Annotated in this window: 20 protein-coding genes; 4 read left to right on the top strand and 16 right to left on the bottom strand. The window is 70.3% G+C overall.

All coding sequences use genetic code 11. The annotated features are described in order from the left end of the window. Positions 1-29: 29 nt before the first annotated feature. The 8 genes from HNQ61_RS24735 to HNQ61_RS24700 form a co-directional block, all read right to left on the bottom strand. A complete protein-coding gene (locus HNQ61_RS24735) occupies positions 30-2,246 on the bottom strand; it encodes a sodium-translocating pyrophosphatase (RefSeq protein ID WP_170039145.1) in 2,217 nt (738 codons plus the stop codon). 176 nt (positions 2,247-2,422) lie between these two features. After that, the gene (locus HNQ61_RS24730) at positions 2,423-3,715 is read right to left on the bottom strand and encodes a dicarboxylate/amino acid:cation symporter (RefSeq protein ID WP_170039147.1); all 1,293 of its coding nucleotides are present in this window, start codon (positions 3,713-3,715) and stop codon (positions 2,423-2,425) included. Between the two features lie 387 nt (positions 3,716-4,102). Further along, positions 4,103-4,417 carry a hypothetical protein gene (locus tag HNQ61_RS24725; protein WP_170039149.1) on the bottom strand — a complete coding sequence of 105 codons (315 nt, stop codon included), beginning with the start codon at positions 4,415-4,417 and terminating at the stop codon, positions 4,103-4,105. 804 nt (positions 4,418-5,221) lie between these two features. Continuing rightward, on the bottom strand, positions 5,222-5,605 hold the full coding sequence (locus HNQ61_RS24720; protein WP_221305279.1) for a response regulator: 384 nt from the start codon (positions 5,603-5,605) through the stop codon (positions 5,222-5,224). 180 nt (positions 5,606-5,785) lie between these two features. Further along, on the bottom strand, positions 5,786-7,267 hold the full coding sequence (locus tag HNQ61_RS24715; protein WP_170039153.1) for an ATP-binding protein: 1,482 nt from the start codon (positions 7,265-7,267) through the stop codon (positions 5,786-5,788). After that, positions 7,268-8,629: a sigma-54-dependent transcriptional regulator gene (locus HNQ61_RS24710; protein WP_170039155.1), complete on the bottom strand. Its 1,362-nt coding sequence runs from the start codon at positions 8,627-8,629 to the stop codon at positions 7,268-7,270. Between the two features lie 39 nt (positions 8,630-8,668). Then, on the bottom strand, positions 8,669-9,004 hold the full coding sequence (locus tag HNQ61_RS24705; protein ID WP_170039157.1) for a nucleotide pyrophosphohydrolase: 336 nt from the start codon (positions 9,002-9,004) through the stop codon (positions 8,669-8,671). 214 nt (positions 9,005-9,218) lie between these two features. Beyond that, a complete protein-coding gene (locus HNQ61_RS24700; RefSeq protein WP_170039159.1) occupies positions 9,219-10,790 on the bottom strand; it encodes a hypothetical protein in 1,572 nt (523 codons plus the stop codon). 264 nt (positions 10,791-11,054) lie between these two features. Between HNQ61_RS24700 and HNQ61_RS24695 the strand changes: the two genes are divergently transcribed. Next, positions 11,055-13,748: a BTAD domain-containing putative transcriptional regulator gene (locus tag HNQ61_RS24695; protein ID WP_170039161.1), complete on the top strand. Its 2,694-nt coding sequence runs from the start codon at positions 11,055-11,057 to the stop codon at positions 13,746-13,748. On the opposite strand, the gene HNQ61_RS24690 is transcribed toward HNQ61_RS24695, so the two are convergent. After that, on the bottom strand, positions 13,745-14,329 hold the full coding sequence (locus HNQ61_RS24690) for a hypothetical protein (protein ID WP_170039163.1): 585 nt from the start codon (positions 14,327-14,329) through the stop codon (positions 13,745-13,747). The genes HNQ61_RS24695 and HNQ61_RS24690 overlap by 4 nt on opposite strands. Positions 14,330-14,756: 427 nt before the next feature. On the opposite strand from HNQ61_RS24690, the gene purE reads away from it, so the two are divergent. From purE to HNQ61_RS24675, 3 genes are all read left to right on the top strand, one after another. Then, positions 14,757-15,224, top strand: coding sequence for a 5-(carboxyamino)imidazole ribonucleotide mutase (gene purE, locus HNQ61_RS24685; RefSeq protein WP_170040465.1), 468 nt, complete (start codon positions 14,757-14,759; stop codon positions 15,222-15,224). Next, on the top strand, positions 15,221-16,390 hold the full coding sequence (locus tag HNQ61_RS24680) for a 5-(carboxyamino)imidazole ribonucleotide synthase (RefSeq protein WP_170039165.1): 1,170 nt from the start codon (positions 15,221-15,223) through the stop codon (positions 16,388-16,390). The genes purE and HNQ61_RS24680 overlap by 4 nt, the downstream gene beginning before the upstream one ends. 283 nt (positions 16,391-16,673) lie before the next feature. Then, positions 16,674-17,096 (top strand): hypothetical protein, encoded by a 423-nt coding sequence (locus HNQ61_RS24675; protein WP_170039167.1) that lies wholly within the window; start codon positions 16,674-16,676, stop codon positions 17,094-17,096. A gap of 137 nt (positions 17,097-17,233) precedes the next feature. On the opposite strand, the gene HNQ61_RS24670 is transcribed toward HNQ61_RS24675, so the two are convergent. From HNQ61_RS24670 to trmFO, 7 genes are all read right to left on the bottom strand, one after another. Then, positions 17,234-17,389, bottom strand: coding sequence for a hypothetical protein (locus HNQ61_RS24670; protein ID WP_170039168.1), 156 nt, complete (start codon positions 17,387-17,389; stop codon positions 17,234-17,236). Positions 17,390-17,657: 268 nt separating this feature from the next. Next, entirely contained in the window at positions 17,658-18,002 is a 345-nt protein-coding gene (locus HNQ61_RS24665; protein WP_170039169.1) for a DMT family protein, read from the bottom strand. A 126-nt stretch (positions 18,003-18,128) separates the two neighbouring features. Next, positions 18,129-18,962: a hypothetical protein gene (locus HNQ61_RS24660; RefSeq protein WP_170039170.1), complete on the bottom strand. Its 834-nt coding sequence runs from the start codon at positions 18,960-18,962 to the stop codon at positions 18,129-18,131. A 61-nt stretch (positions 18,963-19,023) separates the two neighbouring features. Further along, positions 19,024-20,436, bottom strand: a complete 1,413-nt coding sequence (gene hslU / locus HNQ61_RS24655; protein WP_183685842.1) for an ATP-dependent protease ATPase subunit HslU — start codon at positions 20,434-20,436, stop codon at positions 19,024-19,026. 223 nt (positions 20,437-20,659) lie between these two features. Continuing rightward, positions 20,660-21,202, bottom strand: coding sequence for an ATP-dependent protease subunit HslV (hslV, locus tag HNQ61_RS24650; RefSeq protein ID WP_170039172.1), 543 nt, complete (start codon positions 21,200-21,202; stop codon positions 20,660-20,662). Positions 21,203-22,126: 924 nt separating this feature from the next. After that, a complete protein-coding gene (locus HNQ61_RS24645) occupies positions 22,127-23,086 on the bottom strand; it encodes a tyrosine-type recombinase/integrase (protein ID WP_170039173.1) in 960 nt (319 codons plus the stop codon). Next, on the bottom strand, positions 23,083-24,438 hold the full coding sequence (trmFO, locus tag HNQ61_RS24640; RefSeq protein WP_170039175.1) for a methylenetetrahydrofolate--tRNA-(uracil(54)-C(5))-methyltransferase (FADH(2)-oxidizing) TrmFO: 1,356 nt from the start codon (positions 24,436-24,438) through the stop codon (positions 23,083-23,085). The genes HNQ61_RS24645 and trmFO overlap by 4 nt, the downstream gene beginning before the upstream one ends. Positions 24,439-24,511: the final 73 nt, after the last annotated feature.

Genomic DNA, 24,511 nt, shown 5'->3' with positions numbered 1-24,511 from the left:
CCGGGCCTCGTACCACGGGACGGCTCCGGTCAGCGGGCCGCCGCGTCCTGCGTCACCACCACCGGCGCGGCGGCCACGACGGCCGGCGCTTCCGTGGTCACCCGCGCTTCGGGGGCCACCACCGGCTCCTCGCCCACGGGGCGCACCGCGATGTGCGGCGCGATCACCAGCGACACGATGGACATCAGCTTGATCAGGATGTTCATCGACGGGCCGGAGGTGTCCTTGAAGGGATCGCCCACCGTGTCGCCCGTCACCGCCGCCTTGTGCTCGTTGCTGCCCTTGTAGTAGAGCTGCCCGTTGATGGTGGCGCCCTTCTCAAAGCTCTTCTTGGCGTTGTCCCACGCGCCGCCGGCGTTGCTCTGGAACATGGCCATCAGCACGCCGCTCACCGTGACGCCCGCCAGCAGGCCGCCCAGCACCTCGGGCCCCATGGTGAAGCCCACCACGATGGGGACGATGAGGGCGATGGCGCCCGGCAGCAGCATCTCGCGGATGGCGGCGCGGGTGCTGATGTCCACGCACTTGCCGTACTCCGGCTCGCCGGTGCCTTCCATGATCCCGGGAATCTCCCGGAACTGGCGGCGCACCTCTTCCACCATGGCCATGGCCGCGCGGCCCACCGCGGCGATGGCGAGCGACGAGAAGATGAAGGGGATCATGGCGCCCACGAACAGCCCGCCCAGCACCCGGGCGTTGCTGATGTCGATGACGTCGATCCCCGAAATCCCCATGAACGCCGCGAACAGCGCCAGCGCGGTGAGCGCCGCCGAGGCGATGGCGAAGCCCTTGCCCGTGGCCGCCGTCGTGTTGCCCACGGCATCCAGGATGTCCGTGCGCTCGCGCACTTCGGGGGGCAGATCGCTCATTTCCGCGATGCCGCCCGCGTTGTCGGCGATGGGGCCGAAGGCGTCGATGGCCAGCTGCATGGCCGTGGTGGCCATCATCCCCGCCGCGGCGATCGCCACGCCGTACAGCCCGGCGAACTCGAAGCTGGCGATGATGCCGGCGGCCAGCACCAGGATCGGCAGGGTCGTGCTTTCCATCCCCACCGCCAGGCCGCCGATGACGTTCGTCGCATGGCCCGTGGACGACTGCTGCACGATGCTCTGCACCGGGCGGCGGCCCATGGCCGTGTAGTACTCGGTGATGATGCTCATCAGCGTGCCGACCGCGAGGCCCACCGCCACGGCGCCGAACACGCCCATGGGCCCGAAGGCCACCGAACCCGTGCGCCCCATCTGCAGCGTCTCGGGGAGCATCCAGCGGATCACGAAGAACGAGCCCACCGCCGTGAGGGCGATGGAGACCCAGTTGCCCAGGTTGAGCGCGCCCTGAACGTTGCCGCCCTCCTTGACGCGCACCATCAGGATGCCGATGAGCGAGAACAGAATGCCCAGCCCGGCGATCACCATCGGCAGCAGGATGGGGCTCATGCCGCCAAAGTTGTCGCCCGTGGCGACGACTTCGCGGCCCAGCACCATGGTGGCCAGAATGGTGGCCACGTAGCTGCCGAACAGGTCGGCGCCCATGCCCGCCACGTCGCCCACGTTGTCGCCCACGTTGTCGGCGATGGTGGCCGGGTTGCGCGGGTCGTCCTCGGGAATGCCCGCCTCAACCTTGCCCACCAGGTCGGCGCCCACGTCGGCCGCCTTGGTGTAGATGCCGCCGCCCACGCGGGCAAAGAGCGCGATACTCTCGGCGCCCAGCGAAAAGCCGGTCAGCACTTCCAGCGCCCGCTCCATCTCCGGTCCGTTGGGCGAGCCGCCGTGCACGAACATCTGGTAGAACAGGATGAACAGCCCGCCCAGCCCCAGCACCGCCAGGCCGGCCACGCCCATTCCCATCACCGAGCCGCCGGCGAACGACACTTCCAGCGCGCGGGACAGCGAGGTGCGCGCGGCCTGGGCGGTGCGCACGTTGGCCTTGGTGGCGATGCGCATGCCGATGAAGCCGGCGAGCGCCGAAAACACGGCGCCCAGCAGGAACGCGCCGATGATGGCGGGATGCGAGCGCTCGTCCGCCAGGCTCAGGTAGCCCAGGAACAGGCAGGCGATCACCGCGAACACGGCGAGCACTCTGTACTCGGCCTTGAGGAAGGCGAGCGCGCCGTCGGCGATGTGGCCGGCGATGGTGCTCATGCGCTCGTTGCCGGGGTCCTGCCGCGTCACCCAGGCGGAACGCCACAGGGTGTACAGCAGGGCCAGCACCCCGAACACGGGTACAGCGTAAGCGATCGGATGCATTGTGGGAGGTTTGGAGGCTCTGCGAAAAAAGGAGGCGCCCGCTCATGCCCCCGGCCGTTCCGCCAGGGCGGAACCGGGGGCACCGGGCGCGGGCGCCGTCGCGCGCGCGGTAGGATCGCGCATGCGGGACGATAACGCAAGCGTGGCGACGGGGGCGCACCCCCATCGCCGCGCCGTCAGGCGTGCAGCGGCTCCGGCGGCCCGGCGATGGTTTCCACCTCTTCGGGCGTCAGGTCCGGCGGGGGCGCGTCCGGGTGGAAGTCGTTTTCCCACCGCGCCATCACCACCGTCGCCAGGCAGTTGCCCACCAGGTTCACCGTGGTGCGCGCCATGTCCATCAGCTCGTCCACGCCCAGAATGAGCGCCACGGCCTCCAGCGGCAGGCCGAAGCTGGCCAGCGTGCCGGACAGAATCACCAGCGACGCGCGGGGCACCGCCGCCACGCCCTTGCTGGTGAGCATCAGGGTGAGCATCATCGTAAGCTGATGCCCCAGCGTCAGGTGCACGCCCGCGGCCTGCGCGGCGAAGATGGACGCGACGGCCAGGTACAGCGTGGTTCCATCCAGGTTGAAGCTGTACCCGGTGGGCATCACGAAGGCCACGATGCGGCGGGGAACGCCGATGGCCTCCATGGCCTGCATGGCCCGGGGCAGCGCCGCCTCGGACGAGGTGGTGCTGAAGGCGATGAGCGCCGGGTCCTTTACCGCGCGCAGAAAGCGGCGCAGGGGAACGCGCGCGATCAGCGCCACGGGAAGCAGAACCAGCAGCCCGAACACCACCAGCGCGCCGTACAGCGTAAGGATCAGCACGCCCAGGTTCTTGAGCACCCCCAGCCCGCTGTGCCCCACCGTCACCGCGATGGCCGCGCCGATGCCGATGGGCGCGTACTTCATCACGTAGCCGGTGAACTTGAACATCGTCTCCGTCAGCCCCTCCAGCACGCCCAGCACGGCGGCCTTGGGGGCGCCGCGCACCTGCGAAAGGCCCACGGCGAAGAGGATGGACCAGAAGACGATCTGCAGCACCTCGTTGTTGGCCATCGCCTCCACCACGCTGGTGGGAACGACGTGCTCCAGAAAGGTGCTGGGCGTAAGGCCCTTGGCCGTCTGCCCCAGCTGCTGGCCGGTCGTGGCGCTGGCGCCGGAAAGGGTGACGCCCACTCCCGGCTTGGTGAGGTTCACGGCGGCGAGGCCGATGAACAGCGCCAGAGTGGTGACGATTTCGAAGTAGATGATGGACTTGAAGGCGAGCCGGCCCACGCGCTTCATGTCGTCGCCGTGGCCGGCGATGCCGATGACCAGGGTGCCGAAGATGATGGGCGCGATGACCGACTTGATCATCCGCAGGAACACCGTCGACAGCGGCTTGAGCGACTGCGAGAATGCCGGAAAAAAGTTACCGATCAGCACGCCGATGACCATGGACAGCAGGATCATCATCGTGAGGGACGGAGTTCTGCGTCTCGCCATCGCTGCTCTGACTTGTGTTGCGGGGGCCGCTCCGGAGGCTGGGAGCCCGGGGCGGACGGGCGGGCCGGAACAGCCCGCAGGAGATCAGGAAACCGCGTAAGATGCCGCCCCGCCCACCCTCCGTCAACCAGCGCCCGCCCCGTCCTCCGCCGGACGTTTGCCCGCGCGCCTCCCGGCCTGCGCGTCTCGCCGGCCCCCGAAGCGCTCCATCGCTCCCGTCCGGCCTTTTCATCCCCTCCCGCCAGCGGCTCCCGCGGACCCGGGCGGAGCACGAGAAAGCGGGCGCGAGGCGGAATATCTCCCGCGCCTCGCGCCCGCCGATCCAACTCCTGGCCGCCCGCAGACCGTCGACCCCGCCAGCCCGTCTTCTCTCTTCCCTGCCCTTATTCAGTTCCTCGCCCGCGCCGCTTCCGTCGTCCGCGCCATCCGCCGCGCGGGCACCGGGACGACATCCGCGCCCGCCGCCGCGCCGCTGGAGAGCGCCGCGACGGGTCCGCCGTCGAACGTGACGTCCGCGACGCGGATGGCGCCCGCGTCCAGCAGCCGCTCCTCTGCCTCGCTGTGATAGGGCGCCACGTGGCAGACGCCGTCCATCAGGTAGATGCCGCAGGGCAGAAGGGTGCCGCGGGCCGCACGCCGGGCGCGGACCCGCTCTTCGTAGTGGGAGGGAAACTCGTCGCCGTCCAGCAGTTCAGAACGCATGTCAGTCCGTCCTTCGGTCCATGCGCGCGGGCCCGGCCTGTTCCCGGCCCGCCGCGCTCGATCTGTGGTACGCTGAACGGCGCCGATGGTGCCCGGCGGTGGGTGATATCCGGCGTTGTTGACGGTGGAGCGGTGATTCGTACGTGAGGACGATCACGGGACGAGGAGGCCGCAACCGCAACTCGACTTGCTCCGGATGGTGCCGCTCGCGAGGAGAGGCCCCTCTCCCCGGCCCTCTCCCCCGCTCCGCGGGAGAAAGGGAGACTTCAGCACGGAGGCCGGGTTGCGGCTCGGGCAGGCGGACATCGTGCACGGCGGTTGAAACCGCGCCTCGAAAAACTCCAAGTCCGCCTGCGCGGACTGCAGCGGGGTTGGATCGTGTGCTCCGGAGGGTTTGGCTCGGCCGCAGGCAGCCCTCACCCCCCGGCCCCCTCTCCCGCAAGCGGGAGAGGGGGAGACCTCAGCGCGGGCACTGTCGGTAGTGGGGACCGGCCACACTCGCCCGGCGGTTGAGACCGCGGCGCGAAACACGATGTCCGCCTTCGCGGACTGCGGGCGCACCCTCCGCACGGGTCAAACGCAGTTGAAGCCCCGAACGGCGCCTGTGGGCGACGTGTCGGAGGTTCCCGCAGTTTGAGCGGCGGATTCATTCGCTCTTGTGCGGGGAGGGTGGGCGAGTAGTACGAGCCCGGGTGGGGGCCGCCCTGAACCTCGCCGCGGTCAGCAACCACATCGAAACCAGAAGCCCCTCCCCGCATCGATCGCGGAGAGGGGCTCGGTCATCCATCAACGTCCACCGGCGGGTCAGCGCTCGCGGTAGATGTTGCGCGAGAGCCAGTCGGCCAACTGCACGAACATCCGTTCGTCCTTGCGGATGAACTGCACGCCGTGGCAGGCCACCTCTTCCGGAATCTCCGTCTGGTGCGTCGCGCTCACGAACACGGCGGGAACGCGCGCAAACTCCGGAATCTCACGGACCTCGCGGCAGCTCTGGTAGCCATCGCGCCCGGGCATGTCCACGTCCAGCACCAGCCCGTCCGCGTGCGCGGAGGGCGTGGATGCCCACGAGAGCAGTTCATCGCCGCTGGCAAAGCAGAGCACGCGGTAGCCCTGGTGCTGCAGCCACGCCGACATCAGTTCGGCGTGAAGCTCGTCGTCGTCGGCGAGGGCGAGAGTTTGTTGATGCATCATGCGGGGGACTGCCGGGTTCACGGGTGCGCCCGTAAACAGAGGCAAGGTTCGGCCCAGCGCGCGGCGCCGCTCCCAAACCGTCGCGGCGCAACGGGTTGTAGACGGGCCCGGGCATGCGCCGCCCCCAAACGCGCGTTCCCGGACGGGAACAGCTTTCCCATTCGGGAACTTGTTTCCCTACCGCTCGGGAAGTTCGGCGCGCAGGCGGTCCATCAGCACGGCGACGGCGGCCTCCGCGTCCCCGCCGCCCAGCGCGTGCTCCGCGGCGTCGCCCAGCCGGGCCAGCGCGTCGAACCCGTACCCCGCCGCCGCGCCGCGCAATTTGTGCAGTTCGCGGCGCAGCGCCTCACCATCTTCCGCCGCCACCGCCCGCTCAATCTCCCGCAGCCGCGCCTCCAGCCCCTCCTGAAAGCGCTGGCGCAGCGGGGCCAGAAAGTCGTCCTCCTCGTGCGGGGCGGCCGCGTCCGCCAGCAGCGTGCGGCCCACGCTTTCCAGCAGCACGTCCGCCTCCACCGGCTTGGTGATGCGCCCCGCGAACCCCGGCGGGTCCGGATCGGAGAGCGCGCCGGCGGTAAAGGACAGCACGGGGACGTGCGCCAGGCCGTCGTGCCCGCGCAGTTCCGCCAGCACGTCCGCGCCGGACCGGCCGCCCAGGTGCAGGTCCAGCAGCACGACCGCGGGCCGCGCATCCGCCAGCCGCATCCCCACACCGGGCGTGCCGTCGTCCGCCGCCACGCCGTATCCGCCCCGGCTCAGGATGGCCCCGGCGTAGGCGCGGATGTCGGCGTCGTCATCCACCACCGCCACCACCTGCCCCGCGCCGCGGGCGGGCGCCGGTTCCGCCCGGGCCGGCCGCACGCGCGAAAGCTCCCGCTCCGTGGCGGCGCGCAGCGCGATCCAGAACGTGCTTCCCTCCCCCGGCGCGGAGCGCACGCCGATGCGCCCGCCCATGGCCTCCGTCAGCATCCGCGACAGCGCCAGCCCCAGCCCCGCGCCGCTCACCCGCAGCCCGGGCGGGTTCACGCGCGAAAACTCGATGAAGAGCCGCGCCTGGTCGTCGGGGGTGATGCCCGGTCCGGGATCGGACACCTCGATGCGCACCTCTCCCGCCTCCTCGCGGATGCGGACATCGATGCGCGAGCCCGGGGGCGAGTACTTGACCGCGTTCTCCAGCAGGTTGAAGAGCACCTGCCGCAACCGTCCCGAATCCGCCAGCACCGGCACGGTGTCGCCGCCGTCCAGGACGATCTCCGCGCCGTGCTCGTCCGCCAGCGGCCCGATGGAGGCGATCACCGACGCCGCCACGTCCGCCGGGCGCAGGGGAACCAGCGTGACCTCCAGCGCCCCCGCCTCGACCTTGCTGATGTTCAGCAGGTCGTTCACGACGTGCAGCAGGTGCCGCGAGTTGCGCAGCACGATGGCGAGGTACTCCGTGCGTTCCGCGGCGGAAAGCGTGTCTGCCTCGCGCTCCAGCAGCGACGTGAATCCGATGATGGAGCTCAGCGGCGTGCGGAACTCGTGGCTCACGTGGCGGATGAAGCGGCTCTTGTGCGCGCTTCCGCGCTCCGCGTCGGCCACGCGCAGCCGCAGCTCGGCGATCTCCTCCTCCAGCCGCGCGACGCGGTCCCCGCCGGCCTCGCCCCCGTCCAGAACCGCCACCTATTCGCGCCCCGTCAGCAGGCCGTGCTGCTTGCGCCGCTGCCACAGCACCTTGCGCGACACGCCCAGCTGCTCGGCGGCCGCCTGCACGTTGCCGTCCAGCTGCTTGAGCGTCGCCTCGATGTAGCGCGACTCCACCTCGTCCAGCGTGAGCCCGCGGGGGAGGGTGAGCATGTCCGCCCCGGCCGACACGCCGGGCATCACCGCGGGGGCCAGATCCACGATTCGCAGCGAGGGACCCTGCGAAAAGATCATCGACCGCTCCACCACGTTGCGCAGCTCGCGGGCGTTGCCGGGCCACTCGTAGCGCTGCAGCCGCTCCTCGCCGTCCGCCTCGATCACCGGCAGCGGCTTGGCGAAGTACTCCGCCGCGCGCTTCACGAAGTGGCGGGCGATCTCGGGAATGTCGCTGCGGATGGCGCGCAGGGGGGGCAGCACCTGCGACGCCACGTTCAGCCGGTAGTACAGGTCCTCGCGAAACGTCCCGCGCGCCACCTCGCCCGCCAGGTCCACGTTGGTCGCCGCCACGACGCGCAGGGTGACGGACTGCTCGCGGGTGCTCCCCAGGCGGCGGAACGAGCGCGACTCCAGAAAGCTGAGCAGCTTGGCCTGAAGCTCCGGCGCCATGGTGCCGATCTCATCCAGAAACAGCGTTCCGCCGTCCGCCACCTCCACCAGCCCCTTCTTGGCCTGCCGGGCGTCGGTGAACGCGCCCTTCTCGTAGCCGAACAGCTCCGCTTCCAGCAGGCTGGCGGGGAGCGCGGCGCAGTTCACCTCCACGAAGCGGTACCCCGCGGCGCGGCTGGCCGTGTGAATGCCGCGCGCCACCAGGTTCTTGCCCGTTCCGGACTCGCCCAGCAGCAGCGCCGACACCTGCGGCACCGAGCCCACGCTGGTGATGAAGGCGCGCACCTGCTGCATCAGCGGGTGCTTTCCGATGATGGCGTGGGGATCGAACTTGGCCTGGGTGAAGTTCTGGAGCAGCGCCTCCTTGGGCGCCTGCTCCAGCGCCCGCCGGATGCGCGTTTCCAGACCGCGCGGCTCGATGGGCTTGGTGACGAAGTCCGTGGCGCCCGCCTCCAGCGCCCGCTCCGCGTCCCCTTCCGTCCCGCGCGCCGTGGCGATGATGACGGGAACGGTTCGGTTCAGCTCGCGCACGCGGCGCACGAAGCTGATGCCGTCCAGTTCCGGCATCACCAGGTCGCAGACGATGGCGTCCGGCGGGTCGGCGCGCAGCTCCTCCAGCGCGCGGTCCGCCCGCGTAAAGCCCTTGGTGATGAACTGGCGCCCGCGCTCCAGCTGCGCGGTCACCAGCGCCACCTGGTCCGGGTCGTCGTCGATGATGAAGACGGTGGGATTCATCCGGTGCGTACGAGTGCGGTCGGGATCAGGAGAGGCGGATCAGGAGGGGTCGCCGGGCGCCTCCACGCGCTCCCAGCGGTCAGCGTCGCGCACCTTGTACTTGGCCAGCGTGCGGGCCGCGGCGTCGCTCAGGTCGATCCCCAGCTGGTTGGCCAGGACGACGACCACGAACAGGATGTCGCCCAGTTCCAGCGCGATGTCGCCCTCCGGCTCGTCCGCCTTCTTGGTCTTGAGCCCGTGCGCGTGGTTGATCTCGCGCGCCAGTTCGCCCACCTCTTCCGTGAGCCGCGCCAGGTTCACCAGAGGCGGAAAGTAGCCTTCCTTGAACTGGCTGATGTAGGCGTCTACCTGCTGCTGGATGTCGCGAAGATCCATGAGGCCCGTCAGGTCGTTTGCGGTCTTGGGATGACGGACAAGGTACTGATGTTCCCAAATGGAAACAAGACGCGGCCGATGCAGACGGGCACATCGGCGCGGGACTGCGACGGGCACATGGTTCGGAACGCAGGCGGGAATGCACGGAAGCACCGGCCCCGTGCATTCCCGCCTGCTTATCCGCCTGCTCATCCGCCTGCCTGATCCGCCTGCCTTATCCGCGGGCCAGCGCCGCCTTCAGCGCCAGCCGCGCGGGTGTCATTCCCGAAGGCTCGAAGCGCACGTTGCTGAACCCGTTCTCGTAGGCCGCCGGGGGGAGCGGGGTGCCGTCCGAGCGGAACACCTGGATCAGGCTCTGGCCCTGCCACACGGAGGTGATTTCCTGCGAGGGAAAGTTCAGGCTCACCGAGGTGACGACCTCGGTGCTGTTCGTGGCGCTCGTGGACGTTTCAAGCCGCAGTTCCTCCGTCATGGAAACTGTGACGCCCACGGAAACCCCGCCGTATGCCGCACCGAACTCCGCCCCCACGGTCATCGAGGTGGTCTGGGCGAAGCTGCTCGCGTTCGTCTGCGACATGCCGACGCTTTCCGCCACCGTGAGCGTGCCGCCCGCCGGGGTGGGCACGATCATCGTGCACTTCCAGAAAGGCTCGCTCGCCACGTAGTAGAAGGGGGAGAGAACCGCCTGCTGAGTGAAGCTGTCGGCGGGAACGGCCGTGTACGGCACGACGACCAGCGTATCCCGGAGCCCGCAATCCGTCGTATCACCCGCCTCCGTAATGCCGTCCACGTACGTGGGTTCGGGAACCGCGACCGGTGTCACGCTGAGCGTGGCCTGCGTTCCCACCAGCGCGTAGGGCGTGTTGCCGGCCTGCGCGCTCAGCAGGGTGGGCGGCAGGATGAGAATGCCGCCCAGGGGCGCGATCTCCGGCGAGGCGCTGGTGAAGCAGGGCTGGTTGAGGTTGCCGTCGTGGTCCCAATTCGCGCCGGAGTCGTCCCACGCGGTAGCCGCCGACACCTGGAGCGCGTACTCCTGCTTGATGCACCAGTAGTTGGCGCCGGTGGGCGCGATGTCGCCGCTGTTGGTGAAGCAGATCCCCACGGCGACGTAGCCGTCGGGCGCGACGGGCTCCCAGTAGACCACGTCCCGATCATCTCCGGACCCCTTGTCGTCCAGGAGCCAGGTGAAGCCGGTGGGATGCGCAAAGGCGTCCGGGTCGGTGCCGGGCGCAAAGAACAGGACACCCGGGGAGGGGCTACCCGCCGGCACCGCCACAATGTCACCCAGCGGCAGCCATCCTCCGCTGGGAGCCGTGCCCTGGAACTGGTAGAAGGTGATGGTCGTATCGCCCCCGCCGTCATAGATGTCGACGAAGTTCCCCGCCGTCGGCACCACCAGCGCGTGGAACGCCCCGAAGTCCACGCCGTCGACTGTGGGGTTGGCCGCAGTGATCGCGGTCTGCACCGCTTGGATAGCGGCGGCGTTCGGCGCGGGCGCGGCGGCGGTCTCGTCGGCCATCTTCAGGGCGGAGCCGTTGCCGTTGCCGTAGTCGCGCGTCCAGATGGTGGCGTTGCTCCACAGGATCTTGCTGTTGTCCACGGACAGCACGCCCGTGTACGGCGCGTCGTCCGTGAAGTCTGCGTAGATCACCGGCGCGCCGACCGTCACGGCGGAGCCGCTGGCGGAGGGGCGGCCGGATCCCGGCATGGCGATGTTGACGAGCTCGGCCCGCGAACTGATGGTGGCCGTACCGCCGTTCCAGCTGCCGTCGAAAGGAGTGCTCATGGTGTTCTCCGTATGCGTTCGTGATGAATGGAAGCGCGGGCGGAGTGTCCGCCCGGTGCGTCGGTGCCGTTCTGCCGCGGGCGGGGCGGAGCCCGTGATCTCGTGCGCATGACCTGCAAGGGATGGCGAGGATGAAAAGGGGCGGCATTCGTCCCTCCACCGGCCGGGAAACGCTTGCGGCGTCCCGATCCGCGAAGACATTATGGCGGCATGAGATCAACGCGGTTTCATGCTCTCCATCATCCCGCAGGTTGAAGCGCCAAGATGCCCCCGACATTTCGTCTGGATCTGCTCGGAGATCCCGCGTTTTCCGGCCCGGGCGGGCCCGTGCGCGGGCGCGCCGCGCACAAGCGAAGGGTGGCGCTGCTGGCCGTGCTGGCGGTGGCGCGGGGGCGCCCCGTGGGGCGCGAGCGGCTGATCGGCCTGCTGTGGCCGGAACTCACCACCGACGCCGCCCGGCACAATCTGTCCGAGTCGCTGTACGTGCTGCGAAAGGAGCTGGGAGAGGGGAGCGTGTCCGCCGCCTCCGCGGGAGACGTAGCGCTCAACCCCGAGGTTGTGGCCACGGACGTGGCCGAATTCCAGGACCGGCTGGACGCCGGAGACGCCGAGGGTGCGGCGGCACTCTACCGCGGCCCGCTGCTGGACGGCTTCTACGTGTCCGAGGCGCCGGAATTCGAGCGGTGGGTGGATGGCGAGCGCGATCGCCTGGCGCGCGCCTTTGCCGCGGCGCTCGAGGGGCTGGCGCAGGCGGCGGAGGCCGAGGGAAGCGCCATTCGCGCGGTGGACTGGTGGCGGCGTTTGGCGGCGCACGACCCGTTCAGTTCGCGCACGGCGCTGCGGCTGGTCCGCGCGCTGGACGCCGCGGGGGAGCGCCCCTCCGCCCTGCGCGCCGCGGAGGCGCACGCCGCGCTGCTGCGCGAGGAACTGGGGGTGGAGCCGGACCCGGACCTGCTGGCGCTGGTCGCGCGCCTGCGCGCCGATCCCCCGCGCGCCGCCGCGCCCCTTCCCGCCCTGGAGCGGGACCCGGCCCCGGAACCCGCGGCCGTCGAGCCGACGCGGATCACGCCGCCGCCTTCCCTCGCGCAGGGGGAGACCGCGCTCCCCATCCCCGGTCCGGCGGAGCGGAACGCCCCTCCCTCCGCTCCCCTCGGGCCGCCTCGCGGTGAAACCGGCCCAAAGACGGAAAACGCCGCCCGCACGAATGCGGACGGCGCGATCCATCATCCTCCTCTGCTTCCCGCCGTCGTTTCCGCCGACATCCCCGCGCTGGCCCCCGTCGCGGCGCCGGTCCCCCTCACGGCACCGGCCCTCGTCGCGGCACCGCCGCCATCCCAGCCCGCACGGCGGGCCGGGATGGCCCGGCGCCGGGACAGCCTTCCCGTCGCGGCGGCGGGCGGGGTGCTGCTCGGCCTTCTGCTCTCGTTCCTGGCCGGCTGGGACGTGCAGCGCCCGCCGGAGCCCGAATCGCGCTACGACCCGCGGCGGATCGCCGTCCTGTACTTTGAGGACCTGAGCCCCGGCGGCGAACTGCGCTACCTGGCCGCGGGCCTGACGGAGAGGCTGATCCACGAACTCGGACAGGTGCCGGTGCTGGACGTGGTCTCGCGCGGCGGGGTGCGCGCGTACCGCGGGCGTTCCGTGCGCCCGGACAGCATCGCCGCCCAGCTGCGCGCGGGAAGCGTGGTGGAGGGAACGCTGCAGCGCTCCGGCGACAGCGTGTGGGTCACCGTGGCGCTGGTGGACGCCAACACGCAGCGGCAGCTGCAGAGCCGGGTGGTCGGTCGGCCCATGGGCGATGTGGTGGCGCTGGAGCGCGCCGTGGCGGCGGAAGTGTCCGCGGCACTGCGCATCCGGCTGGGGCGGGAGGTGCGCCTGCACGCGGCCGCGCGCGAAACGGAGAGCGCCGAGGCACGGGAGGCGGTGCTGATGGCGGAGCAGCTTCGCCGCGACGCACGGGAGATGGCGGGCGGGGGCGACACGCTGGACGGAACCTCGGCCGCGCGCCTGCTGCAGCGGGCGGATTCACTGCTGGAGCGCGCCCACGCCGCCGATCGGGGGTGGGATGCACCCATCCTTCTGCGGGGATGGGTGGACGTGGACCGCGCCACCCTGGCGCGCGGCGCGGCCCGGCAGGCGCGGCTCCGCTCCGCGGCCACGCGCGGCGCTGGCGTACTGGCGGGGGAAAACGCCCCGGCCGGGGCGCTGGAACTGCGCGGCACGGCGCTCTACCGGCTGGCGCTGGACGAGCGCGACACCGTGGGGCAGCGGGTGCGGCTGGACTCGGCGGAGCAGGACCTGCGCGCCGGCGTGGCCGCGGAGCCGGCGCGGGCCAGCGCGTGGAGCACGCTCAGCCAGCTGCTCCGCATCCGCGGACGCCTGGCGGAAAGCGACGTCGCCGCCCGCCGCGCCCTGGCGGAGGACGCCTACCTGGAAGACGCGGCCGACATCCGCCACCGTCTGTTCTTCAGCGCCCTGTGGCGGGCGGACTACGCCGGGGCGCGGGAGGAATGCGAAACCGGCCGCGCGCAGTTCGCGGACGACTGGCGCTTTACGGAGTGCCGGCTGACGCTGCTGCGCAACGACCGATCCCGGCGCGCGGACCCCGCCGCGGCGTGGCGCCTGGTGGCGGAGCTGGACAGGCTGGATCCGCCGGCGCGTGCCCGGGCGCAGGGCCGCTTCTACGGCCCCGTCTACCGGCGGATGGTGGCGGCCGCGGTGAGCGCGCGGGCGGGAGACACCGACAGCGCCCGGGCTGTGGCGGCCCGGGCGCGAAGGGAAGCGGGCGCGGACCCCGGCCTGGGGTTCTCGCTGGACTACGACGAGGCCTGGGTGCGCCTGGCGCTGGGTGACACCGCCGGCGCCCGCGCACTGACCGCCCGGATGGGGGCCGCGCGCCCGGATCTGCGCGCCTACCTGGAGCGCGACCCGCTCATCCGGGAGCTCGGCGCGCCCTAGCGGGGCGTCCGCAGCCGCAGGCGCTCCACCCCGCGGCTCGTCAGCACGGCCAGGTGCGGCACGTGGCGCGCCTCCCCCGGTGTGTCGGTGAGGGGGACGTACTCGGAACTGGGCAGGTGCGCCACGGCGAACGAATCCCCCGGCTCGTCGTCGCTGCGGGATTCCATCAGCACATTCAGAACGTGCCGGGCGTATTCCGCGCCCCGGTCGCCGTAGACCGAGACGTAGTAGGGCGCCAGGAACTTCTCAATGGCCGACACGCTCCAGAACACCGCGTCCGCCTTGAACGGGCCGGCCTGCGCCGGGTGGGGAAACTCCGGGGAGGGGCGCACATTCACCTTCATCAGGTTGATGGAGGTGGCGCCGTCGCCGATGCTCGCCTTCCTTACGCGGGTGGGGGGATCGTTGGTGGCTCCGCAGAAGATGACGACGTTGTCCGGGCCCTCCACCACCTTTTGCGTAGTCCAGCTGTACCGCACCGGCTCTCCCCACACGGTGAAGTACAGGTCCTGGTTGCGCAGGCCGCTGGCGGTTTCGGCGATGTCGCGAAGAATCTGAAAGGTGACGTGGGGCTTGGGCATGGCGGCTCCAGTGGACGGGTGGATGCAGGGCGCGGGATCGCGCGCCGGGTACCGGGAACAACGTAGCCCGCGCCCATCAACCCGCTCTCAGCGCCTGGGTTGATCCCCGCCCGGGCCGTCCGTCGAGGTCGGTTGATCGGTCACGGTCGATCGGTCAAGTCGGATCGTCTACGGTCGGATCGGTCCGGGTGGTCCCACGCGGTTGATCGATAACGGTCGATGATTCACGACGATTACTCACCATTGCTCACGAACGGTCGATCCGCCGCAGTCGATCCGCCGCGGGTTCCCGGTCGAGAATCCCCGCCGGCTCCGTTGTATCCGCCGCCGCCGCGCCCTACATTCCCGGCGACCGCCATCCACCCGTCCCGCACGCCCGTACAGGCCATCAAAGGTGAGCGAAAATCAGCCTCGCGTCGGCATCATCATGGGCAGCCGCTCGGACCGCGACACCATGCAGGAAGCCGCGCGCATCCTTGAGGAACTCGGCATCGCGTACGAGATGCAGGTCGTTTCCGCCCACCGCACGCCCGACCTCATGTTCCGCTACGCCGAACAGGCGGAGGAGCGCGGCATCGAAGTCATCATCGCCGGCGCGGGGGGCGCGGCGCACCTGCCGGGAATGACGGCCGCCAAGACCACGCTTCCCGTCATCGGCGTTCCCGTCCTGTCGTCCACGCTCAACGGCATCGACTCGCTTCTTTCCATCGTGCAGATGCCGCGCGGCGTTCCCGTGGCCACGGTGGCGATCGGCAAGGCGGGGGCGGCCAACGCGGGCCTGCTCGCCGCGCGCATCCTGGGGAGCCGCGATCCGGAACTGCGGGCGAAGCTCAAGGCGTTTGCCGCGCGGATGGCGGAAGACGCGCTGCGCACCGAAGGGGAGAGCCAGGGATGACCGGACGAGACGCCACGGCCCCTTTTCTTCCCGGCGCCACCATCGGCATGGTGGGCGGCGGGCAGCTGGGCCGCATGTTCGCGCTGGAGGCGCGGCGGATGGGCTACCGCTTGATCGTGCTGGATCCGGGAGAGGACACGCCCGCCGCGCAGTTCTGCGACGGCCACATCCGCGCGCCGTTCGAGGACCTGAACGCCTGCCTGGAGCTGGCCCGCCGCTCGGACCTGGTCACGCTGGAGTGGGAGAACGCGGACGTGGCCACGCTGCGCGAGATGGAGCGCATCGTTCCCGTGCGCCCCGGGCCGGCCGTGCTGGAGGTGGCGCAGCACCGCGTGCGCGAAAAGGACGCGGCGCGGAGCCTGGGCGTCCTCACCGCGGAGTACCGCGCCGTGAGCACGCGGGCGGAGCTGGACGAGGCGCTGCGCGAGGTGGGCGCGCCGGCGATCCTCAAGACCGCGCGCATGGGCTACGACGGTAAGGGGCAGGCGACCCTTCGCGACGCGTCGGACGCGGACGCGGCGTGGGCGGCGTTAAGCGCGCAGGGAGACGAGTTCATCCTGGAAGCGCGCGTCCCCTTCCGCATGGAAGTGTCCGTCATCTGCGCGCGGTCGGCCAGCGGAGAGACGGCGTGCTTTCCCGTGGCGGAAAACGAGCACCGCAACGGCATCCTGCACCTGACGCGCTGCCCGGCGCGCGTCCCCCCAGCCGTCGCGGAGCAGGCGATCGCCGTCGCGCGCACGCTGGCGGAGGGGCTGGGCGTCATCGGCCTGCTGGCGGTGGAGATGTTCGTGGACGCGGACGGGCGCATTCTGATGAACGAGATCGCCCCGCGGCCGCACAACTCCGGGCACCACACGCTGGAAGCCTGCGGCGTGTCTCAGTTTGAGCAGCAGCTGCGCGCGGTGTGCGGGCTGCCGCTGGGCTCCCCCGCCCTGCTGCGCCCCGCCGCCATGGTGAACCTGATGGGCGAGGACGCGGGCACCGGGCTGGGCCGTCCCGGCGCGGCGGACGCGCTGGCGGTGCCGGAGACGGCGCTGCACCTGTACGGCAAGGCGTCCGCGCGCCCCGGCCGCAAGATGGGACACCTGACCTCTCTGGGTGACGACGCCGATGCCGCCGCCGAGCGTGCATTGCGGGCGTGGACGGCGATGTCGGACCCGCGGTGAACGCGGCCCTTGCGCCCACCGGCAACCCGTCGCCATAGTAGGATCACACCGAAAAAACACCCGTCTCACGCTCCACTCCACCCCAGCCGCGGCGCCGCCTTCCGGGCATGTCATCGGGCGCCGCAGATGTCCCGGGGAGGCCGCGATTCGCGGCGGCGCGGATTGAAACAAAATCCGCCATCCCGGCGTAAACACACATAGCGAAATGGCTTCGCGGTGGCGCCAGATGATGGCCCGGCGATTGCCCTTTCACACGGCAGGACTGAGCCTGGGGGAGGAAACGATGATCCTTCACTGCAATTTCGAAGAGCTGCGCGCGCTGGCCTCGGCGGGTGAGGCGGTGGTGGCCGCGGCGGAGGGCGAAAGCCAGTCGGGTGCCGTTCAGGCCCCGGCCGAGGGGATCGCCCGCATAGAGATGCTGCTGCCCCGCCTTACGGGCGACTTCAGCATCGATACGCTTCAGGACCAGCGCCGGGTGCGCGCGGCCGTCGGCCTCATCTGCGACGATCTGCGCGGGCGCATGGACCAGACGATCATTGAACACAATCCCGCGCACGAAGACGCGGTCACCCTGTACTTCGACTACGGGCACTCGCGGTCGGTGCTGCACCGGCTGGACCAGATGGGTTCCGAAATGGAGGCCATCGTGGACCTGATCACCGGCGGCCAGCCGGAGACCGGCGCGACCATTCCGTTTCCCGACTGAGCCGCGGCTTCCACCCGCGACGCACGAAGCCCCGCGCCTCCCGTTGAGGCGCGGGGCTTCCGCGTTTCATCCAGCGCGCGTGCAGCTACCCGGCGCAGCCGCCGAACCGGGCGCGGCGCGTGCCGGGCTCGCCTGGCTTACGCGACGACGCCGGCGGGATCCGGGAAGCACGACACGCAGTCGCTGACGTACACGATGCAGTCCGGGCTTTCGCTCATGCCGCCGGTGGTCTTGTACGTGGCCGACGACGCCGTCGCGAACGACTCCACCTGCAGCTGTTCGGGGTTCAGCATGGGACTTCTCCTGGATGGGGGACGGGGAGGGCCGCCGGTCCATTTCCCGGCGGATTCCGCAACATAGCCTCGAACGGTCGTTTGTTCAATCCCTGTCGCCAAAGGTGAACAAGATGGATGACAGCAAGGCCCCGCGCCTCCTCAGGGAAGCGCGGGGCCTTCGTTCCTTCATCGTCATCAACCGGGCCGGACGACGATCCGGACGACGATCAACATCCGCCCGCCATCAAGGAGAATTTGTGGAGTACGATGATCCGCTGGCTCGTGTTCATCCCCGGAAAACGAAGTACACCGCGCCCGCCATGCAGCACGCCGCCCACAGGTAGTTGAGGGAGATGGGCTGCTTCATGTACAGGACGGCGAAGGGGACGAACACCGCCAGGGCGATCACTTCCTGCATGATCTTGAGCTGCGGCAGCGTGAGCGCCGTGTAGCCGATGCGGTTGGCGGGCACCTGCAGCAGGTACTCGAACAGCGCGATCCCCCAGCTGGCCAGCGCCGCCACGATCCACGGCTTGGTGCTGAGGTCCTTGAGGTGCGCGTACCACGCGAACGTCATGAACACGTTCGACAGCAGCAGCAGCCCCACCGTCTTCAGAATCGTAGCACTCATCGCATCCAGAGGATCGTTGCTCGTTGTGGGATCGGGTGGATGACCGGCGGATCCGCGGCGGGTGCCGAATTCCTCCCGCTCGACCCCGCCGATCCATGCCACACGCGGCGGAAAAGGAGGATGGGCTCAGCGCGAGCGGAGGACGCGGTCGCCGGAGCGCAGGTCGAACACGCCGAAGCCGATATGCTCCCACGGCCCGTTGTCGCGGGCCAGGATGTAGGTGCGCCCGTCGCCGCCCACGCGAAAGAAGAGGAGCGGCTCCACCGCCGATACCGTCTCGCGGTCCGGCAGCGGCGCCCACTCCGGGTGACCGAACAGCCCCGAAATCACGCGCCGCGAGCCCGGATCGTACACAAAGAAGAACGAGGCGCGGCGGTCGCGGTCCTCGCCGTACGCCAGCGCCGCGGGCCAGTACACCGCCACGCGTCCCTCTCCGTCCACCCCGCGCGCGGACGGCACCGCCAGCACCAGCGAGTCGGCGCGGTCACCCGGCGCGCGGAGCAGTTCCGCGCGCCCGTGCAGGCGCACGGCCTCGGCGCGCAGCAGCGCGAGCGCGGCGGCATCCAGCGCAACGGCGTGCGTGGCCAGCAGCTGCACCGTGGGATGCGCCTGCCAGAACAGGAGCGGCGCCCGGGCCACGGGACCGGCGCTTTCCCGCACGGAAACGGAATACGGCGCCTCGTACAGGTCGCCGGTAAAAGCGTGCACCTGCTCCACGCGCACGGTGGCGAAGCGCCCCTCCGCGTCCGCGCCGGGAAGCTCGTCGCCCGCGCGCAGCGTGTCGACGCGCACGGGGCAGCCGGCGTAGTGAAACTGGCGGCCGTCGTGGCAGCCGATGAAGCGGGTTGCGTTTCCTTCGACGAACGAGTCGGGATCGTACACGCCGAAGAGCGCGGCGCGCTGGGCCGCGGCGGGCGTGGCCGCGAGCAGCGCCGGCAGGAGCAGGCGGAGCAACTTCATGGCGGTGCGGTGCGTGGGTGCGGCGCCCCCGGACGGGCCGGGGGCGCCGCGGCGCCGGATCTCAGAGGATGAACTTGCGGAGGTCCTCGTCTTCCACGATGCCCTTGAGACGGTCGCGGACGCGGTCGGCATCCACGGTGATCGTCTTTTCGGCCATGTCGGGAAGCTCGAACATCACGTCTTCCAGCAGCGTGGTCAGGACGGTGTGCAGCCGCCGCGCGCCGATGTTCTCCATGCGCTCGTTGAGCTGCGCGGCCGTGCGGGCCACCTCGCGCACGCCATCGTCCGTAAACACCAGCTCGGCGCCGTCCGCGGCCGCAAGCGCGCGGTACTGCGACACCAGCGCGTGCTTGGGCTCCTTGAGGATGCGGACGAAGTCGTCTTCCGTAAGGCTGGTGAGCTCCACCCGGATGGGAAAGCGCCCCTGCAGCTCCGGAATCATGTCTGACGGCTTGCTGACGTGGAACGCGCCGGCGGCGATGAACAGCATGTGGTCCGTGCGCACCATGCCGTACTTGGTCTGCACGGTGGAACCCTCCACGACGGGAAGAAGGTCCCGCTGCACGCCCTCGCGCGACACGTCGGGGCCGCCCGCGGCGCTGCGCTCGCCGGCGATCTTGTCGACCTCGTCCAGGAAGATGATTCCCGTATCCTCGACGCGGTCCAGCGCCTCGTTGATCACCTCATCCATGTTGACGAGCTTGTCCAGCTCGTCCTGCAGCAGGATGCGGCGCGCTTCGGCCACGGTGACGCGGCGGCGCTTGGTCTTCTTGGGCAGCCACTCCTGCAGCATGTCCATGAAGTTGCCGTCCATTCCGCCGCCGCCGTCCATTCCGCCGCCCATGGGAACCATCATGTTCTCGATGGGCATGCTCTGGCTGACCTCCACCTCCACCTGCCGCTCCTCCAGCTTGTTCTCGCGCAGCAGCTGGCGAAACTTCTCGCGGGTGCGCTCGCGGCGTTCGCGGCTGGCGGCGTCTTCCACCGGCTCGGCCTGGCCGCTGGGCGAGGCGAACCACACGCGCTCCTTCTTGTCCGCGTCGCCGGACGCGGCCGCCGGCGTCTCGGCGGGGGGGATGAGCAGGTCCAGCAGGCGGTCCTCCACCCGCTTCTCCGCCTCTTCCTGCACCTCGTCCTCGCGCTCGGTGCGCACCATGTTCACACCGACGTCAACCAGGTCGCGGATCATGGATTCCACGTCGCGGCCCACGTAGCCGACTTCCGTGAACTTGGATGCTTCCACCTTGACGAAGGGCGCGCCGGCCAGGCGGGCCAGGCGGCGGGCGATTTCCGTCTTTCCCACGCCCGTGGGGCCGATCATGATGATGTTGTTGGGGACGATCTCCTCGCGCAGCTCCTCTGCCACGCGCTGGCGGCGCCAGCGGTTGCGGAGCGCGATGGCGACGGCCTTCTTGGCGGCCTGCTGCCCCACGATGTACTTGTCGAGCTCGGCGACGATCTGCCGCGGAGTCATCTCGTCCAGCCAGAGCGGCTCGGCCGGCGGGGCGTCGGGGGCGGGCACTACGCCCGCCTCCGGCACGGCGCCGTCGGCCGCGCCCAGCACGGGCCCGGCTTCACCCAGCACCGGCCCCGCCTCTCCGGAGACCGGGGCGGCGGGCGTGGAATCGTCCGGCGCGCCGGGAACGTCCGTCTCGTTGATCGCCATCAGTTCACTCTGTTGAAACGTGGGGAGCGGGTCAGTCCAGCTCCAGCACGGTGATGTTCTGGTTGGTGTAGATGCAGATCTCGCCCGCGATGCCCAGCGCCTTGCGCACGATCTCGTTGGCGGGCAGGTCCGAGTGCTCCTTGAGCGCGCGGGCGGCGGCCAGTGCGTAGCTGCCGCCGCTGCCGATGGCGACGATGTCGTCGTCGGGGGCGATGACGTCGCCGTTGCCGCTGAGCATGTACAGGTTCTCGGAATCGGCTACGGCGAGGAGCGCTTCCAGACGGCGCAGGTAGCGGTCGCTACGCCAGTCCTTGGCGAGCTCTACGGCCGCGCGCGACAGGTTGCCGGGGTAGCGCTCCAGCTTTTCTTCAAACTTCTCAAACAGCGTAAAGGCGTCGGCCACGGAGCCGGCGAAACCCGCCAGCACCTTGCCATCGCGCAGCTTGCGCACCTTGGTGGCCGTGGACTTGGCCACCACGTCGCCCATGGTGACCTGGCCGTCGCCGCCCAGCGCCACCTTGCCGTCGCGGCGCACGGCGAGGATGGTCGTGGCGTGGAACGTGGGAATGCTCATCTATCCGTCCGTCGTGTGCTGATCCGTTGATGGGGCGCACTGCGTGCCGCCGTGCACAAACTCGCGTGGTACCGCACCTTACGCAACCGCTGCGGGACTGCCCGTAACAGATCGGAGCAGCGGTGAACGGGCTGTCCCCCGCTCCCTCCTCGTACAAGGCTCGCATGGAGAGGGGAGAACTGCACTCCGGTGTGCCTCGGACGGTCTGGCGCGGCCGCGGGCAGCCCTCACCCCCCGGCCCCCTCTCCCGCAAGCGGGAGAGGGGGAGACCTCAGCGCGTACGGCGACAGCGGCGCGGGTCGGCGGGACCAGTCCGGCGGTTGAAACCGCGCCTAACACACGAAGTCCGCCTTCGCGTACTTCGGCCGCCACATCGCCCGGTTGGCGCATGCGGTACAAGCCCCGATCGTGGACGGGGGAACGGCAGATCCGTGTGCCTCGGACGGTCTGGCGTGGCCGCGGGCAGCCCTCTCCCCCCGGCCCCCTCTCCCGCAAGCGGGAGAGGGGGAGACCTCAGTGCGGCGGCTGGTTGCGGCGCAGGTCGGCGGGACCAGCCCGGCGGTTGAAACCGCGCCTCGAAACACACGAAGTCCGCCTTCGCGGACCGCGGCCGCCACATCGCCCGGTTGGCGCATGCGGTACAAGCCCCGATCGTGGACGCGACAGCGGCCGCCAGTCGGGGGGAGCCGCTATCTGAGCCGCGGATTCAGACGCTCAACACAATCCGCCCACGCCGGGAACTCGCCAGGTCGCGCCGAGCCTTCCGCCCCAACAACCCTCCCCCAGTCTTTTTTGGGGGAGGGTGGGCCGGTGGTGCCGGCCCGGGTGGGGGCCGCCCTGGAGCCCGCCTCCCGCACGATCTCAGAGCCGTTCCCGCTGTTTCGCACTAACGCACTCACGCACCCCGCACTCACGCACTTCTGTTCACGCTCGCGGATGCGCCAGCCGGTATACGGCCTTGAGCCGCTCCTTGCTGGTGTGCGTGTAGATCTGCGTGGTGCTCAGGCTGGCGTGGCCGAGAAGCTCCTTGACGGCCATCAGGTCCGCGCCGGCGTCCAGCAGGTGCGTGGCGAAGCTGTGCCGCAGCGAGTGCGTGCTCAATCCGCTTTCCCCCGCCACGCCGCGCAGAAACTCGCCCACGATGTTCTGAATCTGCCGCACGGAAAGCCGCCGCCCCGTCTGCCCCACGAACACCGCGCGCGCATCCGGCCGCGTGGCCGTGGCGATCATCCGCTCGCGCGCATCGTAGTATCCGCGCACCGCCCGCAGCGCCATCCGCCCCACGGGAACGATCCGCTCCTTGCGCCCCTTGCCCATCACCCGGATTTGCTCGGAAATCAGGTCCGCGTCGCCCACGTTCAGCCCCTGCAGCTCCGACAGGCGCAGCCCCGCGGAATAGAACAGTTCCACGATGGCCAGGTTGCGCAGGCCGTGAAACCCGCCCGCCTCCGCGCGCAGCAGCGCCGTCTGAAACACGCTGTCCATCTGCTCGCGCGTCAGAAAGCCCGGGAGCACGCGCTGCTTCTTGGGCGAACGTACGGCGCGCGCGGGGTTGGCCTCCACACGCCCCTCCACGTGCAGAAAGCGGTAGAACGAGCGGACGGACGACAGCTTGCGCGCGATGCTCGTGCGCGACAGGCCGCGGCGGGTGGCGCAGTCGCCCATCCACGAACGGATGGCCAGACGGTCCACCCCGCCCCACGTCCACTCCGGCGCGCCGTAGTAGCGGTCCAGAAACTCCTGAAATTCGCGCAGGTCGTCCGTGTACGCGCGCACCGTCTGCGGGCTGAGCTGCCGTTCGTGCGCCACGTAGCGCAGAAACTCGTCCAGCTCGCCCCCGCGCGACGCCTCGGCGCTGGGGGACGGCGCGCCCGCGGGGCTCACTGCGCGGCGGCCGCGGCGGGCACGCCGCCGGTGACGCCGTTCTCCTCCATCCACCCGGCGAAATCCACCCGCCCGCGCTCGGCCAGCTGGACGCGCTTTTCGTCCTTGTCCTTTACGCGGTGCGGCAGCGGATCCAGCAGGCCGAAGTTGCTGTTCATCGGCGCGAAGTGCTTGGGATCGCTTTCCCGCAGGTAGCGCATCAGCCCGCCCATCATGGTGGTGGGCGGGGGGATGACGGGCTCCTCGCCGCGGATGACGCGGTCCAGGTTGGCGGCCGCCAGAATGCCCGTGGCCGTCGACTCCGTGTAGCCCTCCACGCCGGTGATCTGCCCCGCGAAGATCAGCTCCGGCCGGTCGCGCAGCGAGCCGTGCGCGCTCAGGCTGGCGGGAAAGTTCAGGTACGTGTTGCGGTGGATGGAGCCCCAGCGCAGGAACTCCGCGTTCTCCAGCCCCGGAATCATCTTGAACACGCGGCGCTGCTCGGGAATCTTGAGGCGGGTCTGGAAGCCGACCAGGTTCCACAGATTCCCCGCGCGGTCCTCGCGGCGCAGCTGCACGACGGCGTGCGCCCACTTGCCGTCCAGCCAGGGCACGGGGAGGCCGACAGGCTTCATGGGCCCGAAGCGCAGCGTGTCCACACCGCGGCCGGCCATCACTTCCACGGGAAGGCAGCCCTCGAAGTACGGGACGTTTTCCCAGTCGTGCCCTTCGTATCCTTCGCCGCCCTTGAGCGCTTCGATGAACGCCTCGTACTGTTCGCGCGTCATGGGCGCGTTCAGGTAGTCTTCCGGCCCGCCCTTGCCCCAGCGCGAGGCGAAGAACATGCGCTCCATCTCCAGCGAGTCGAAGCTGACCACGGGGGCGATGGCGTCAAAGAAGGCCAGCCCCTCCGCGCCCAGCGCGCCGCGGATGCACTCCGAGAGCGCGTCCGAGGTCAGCGGCCCGGTGGCGACGATGGCGGGACCTTCGGGGAGGCCGGGCATCTCCTCGCGGACCACGCGGATGCGGGGATGCGCCTCGATGGCGGCGGTCATCCGCTCGGCGAACTCGCGGCGGTCGACGGTCAGCGCGGTGCCGCCGGGGATGCGGGCGGCGCGGGCGCAGGCCAGCAGCAGCGAGCCGCCCACGCCCAGCGCGTCCATCTCCACCTTGAGCAGTCCGTGGGCGTTCTGCGGGTCCTCGGACTTGAACGTGTTGGAGCAGACGATTTCGCCCAGCAGGTCGGTGTTGTGCGCGGGGGTGCCGCGCACGGGCCGCATTTCGTAGAGCGTCACGTCGTGGCCGCGCTCCGCGAGCTGGTACGCCGCTTCCGAGCCGCTCAGGCCCCCGCCGACAACCGATACTTCCGCCATCGTCTTCCTCACTTCTTCAAGGCTCAGATCCAGCGGACCGGCTGGATATTTTCGATCAGAACGAAACAGCAAC

Source organism: Longimicrobium terrae (assembly GCF_014202995.1).
Lineage (GTDB): Bacteria > Gemmatimonadota > Gemmatimonadetes > Longimicrobiales > Longimicrobiaceae > Longimicrobium > Longimicrobium terrae.
The sequence above is the reverse complement of the archived record's forward strand: the minus strand, read 5'-3'. Positions and strand labels throughout refer to the sequence as shown.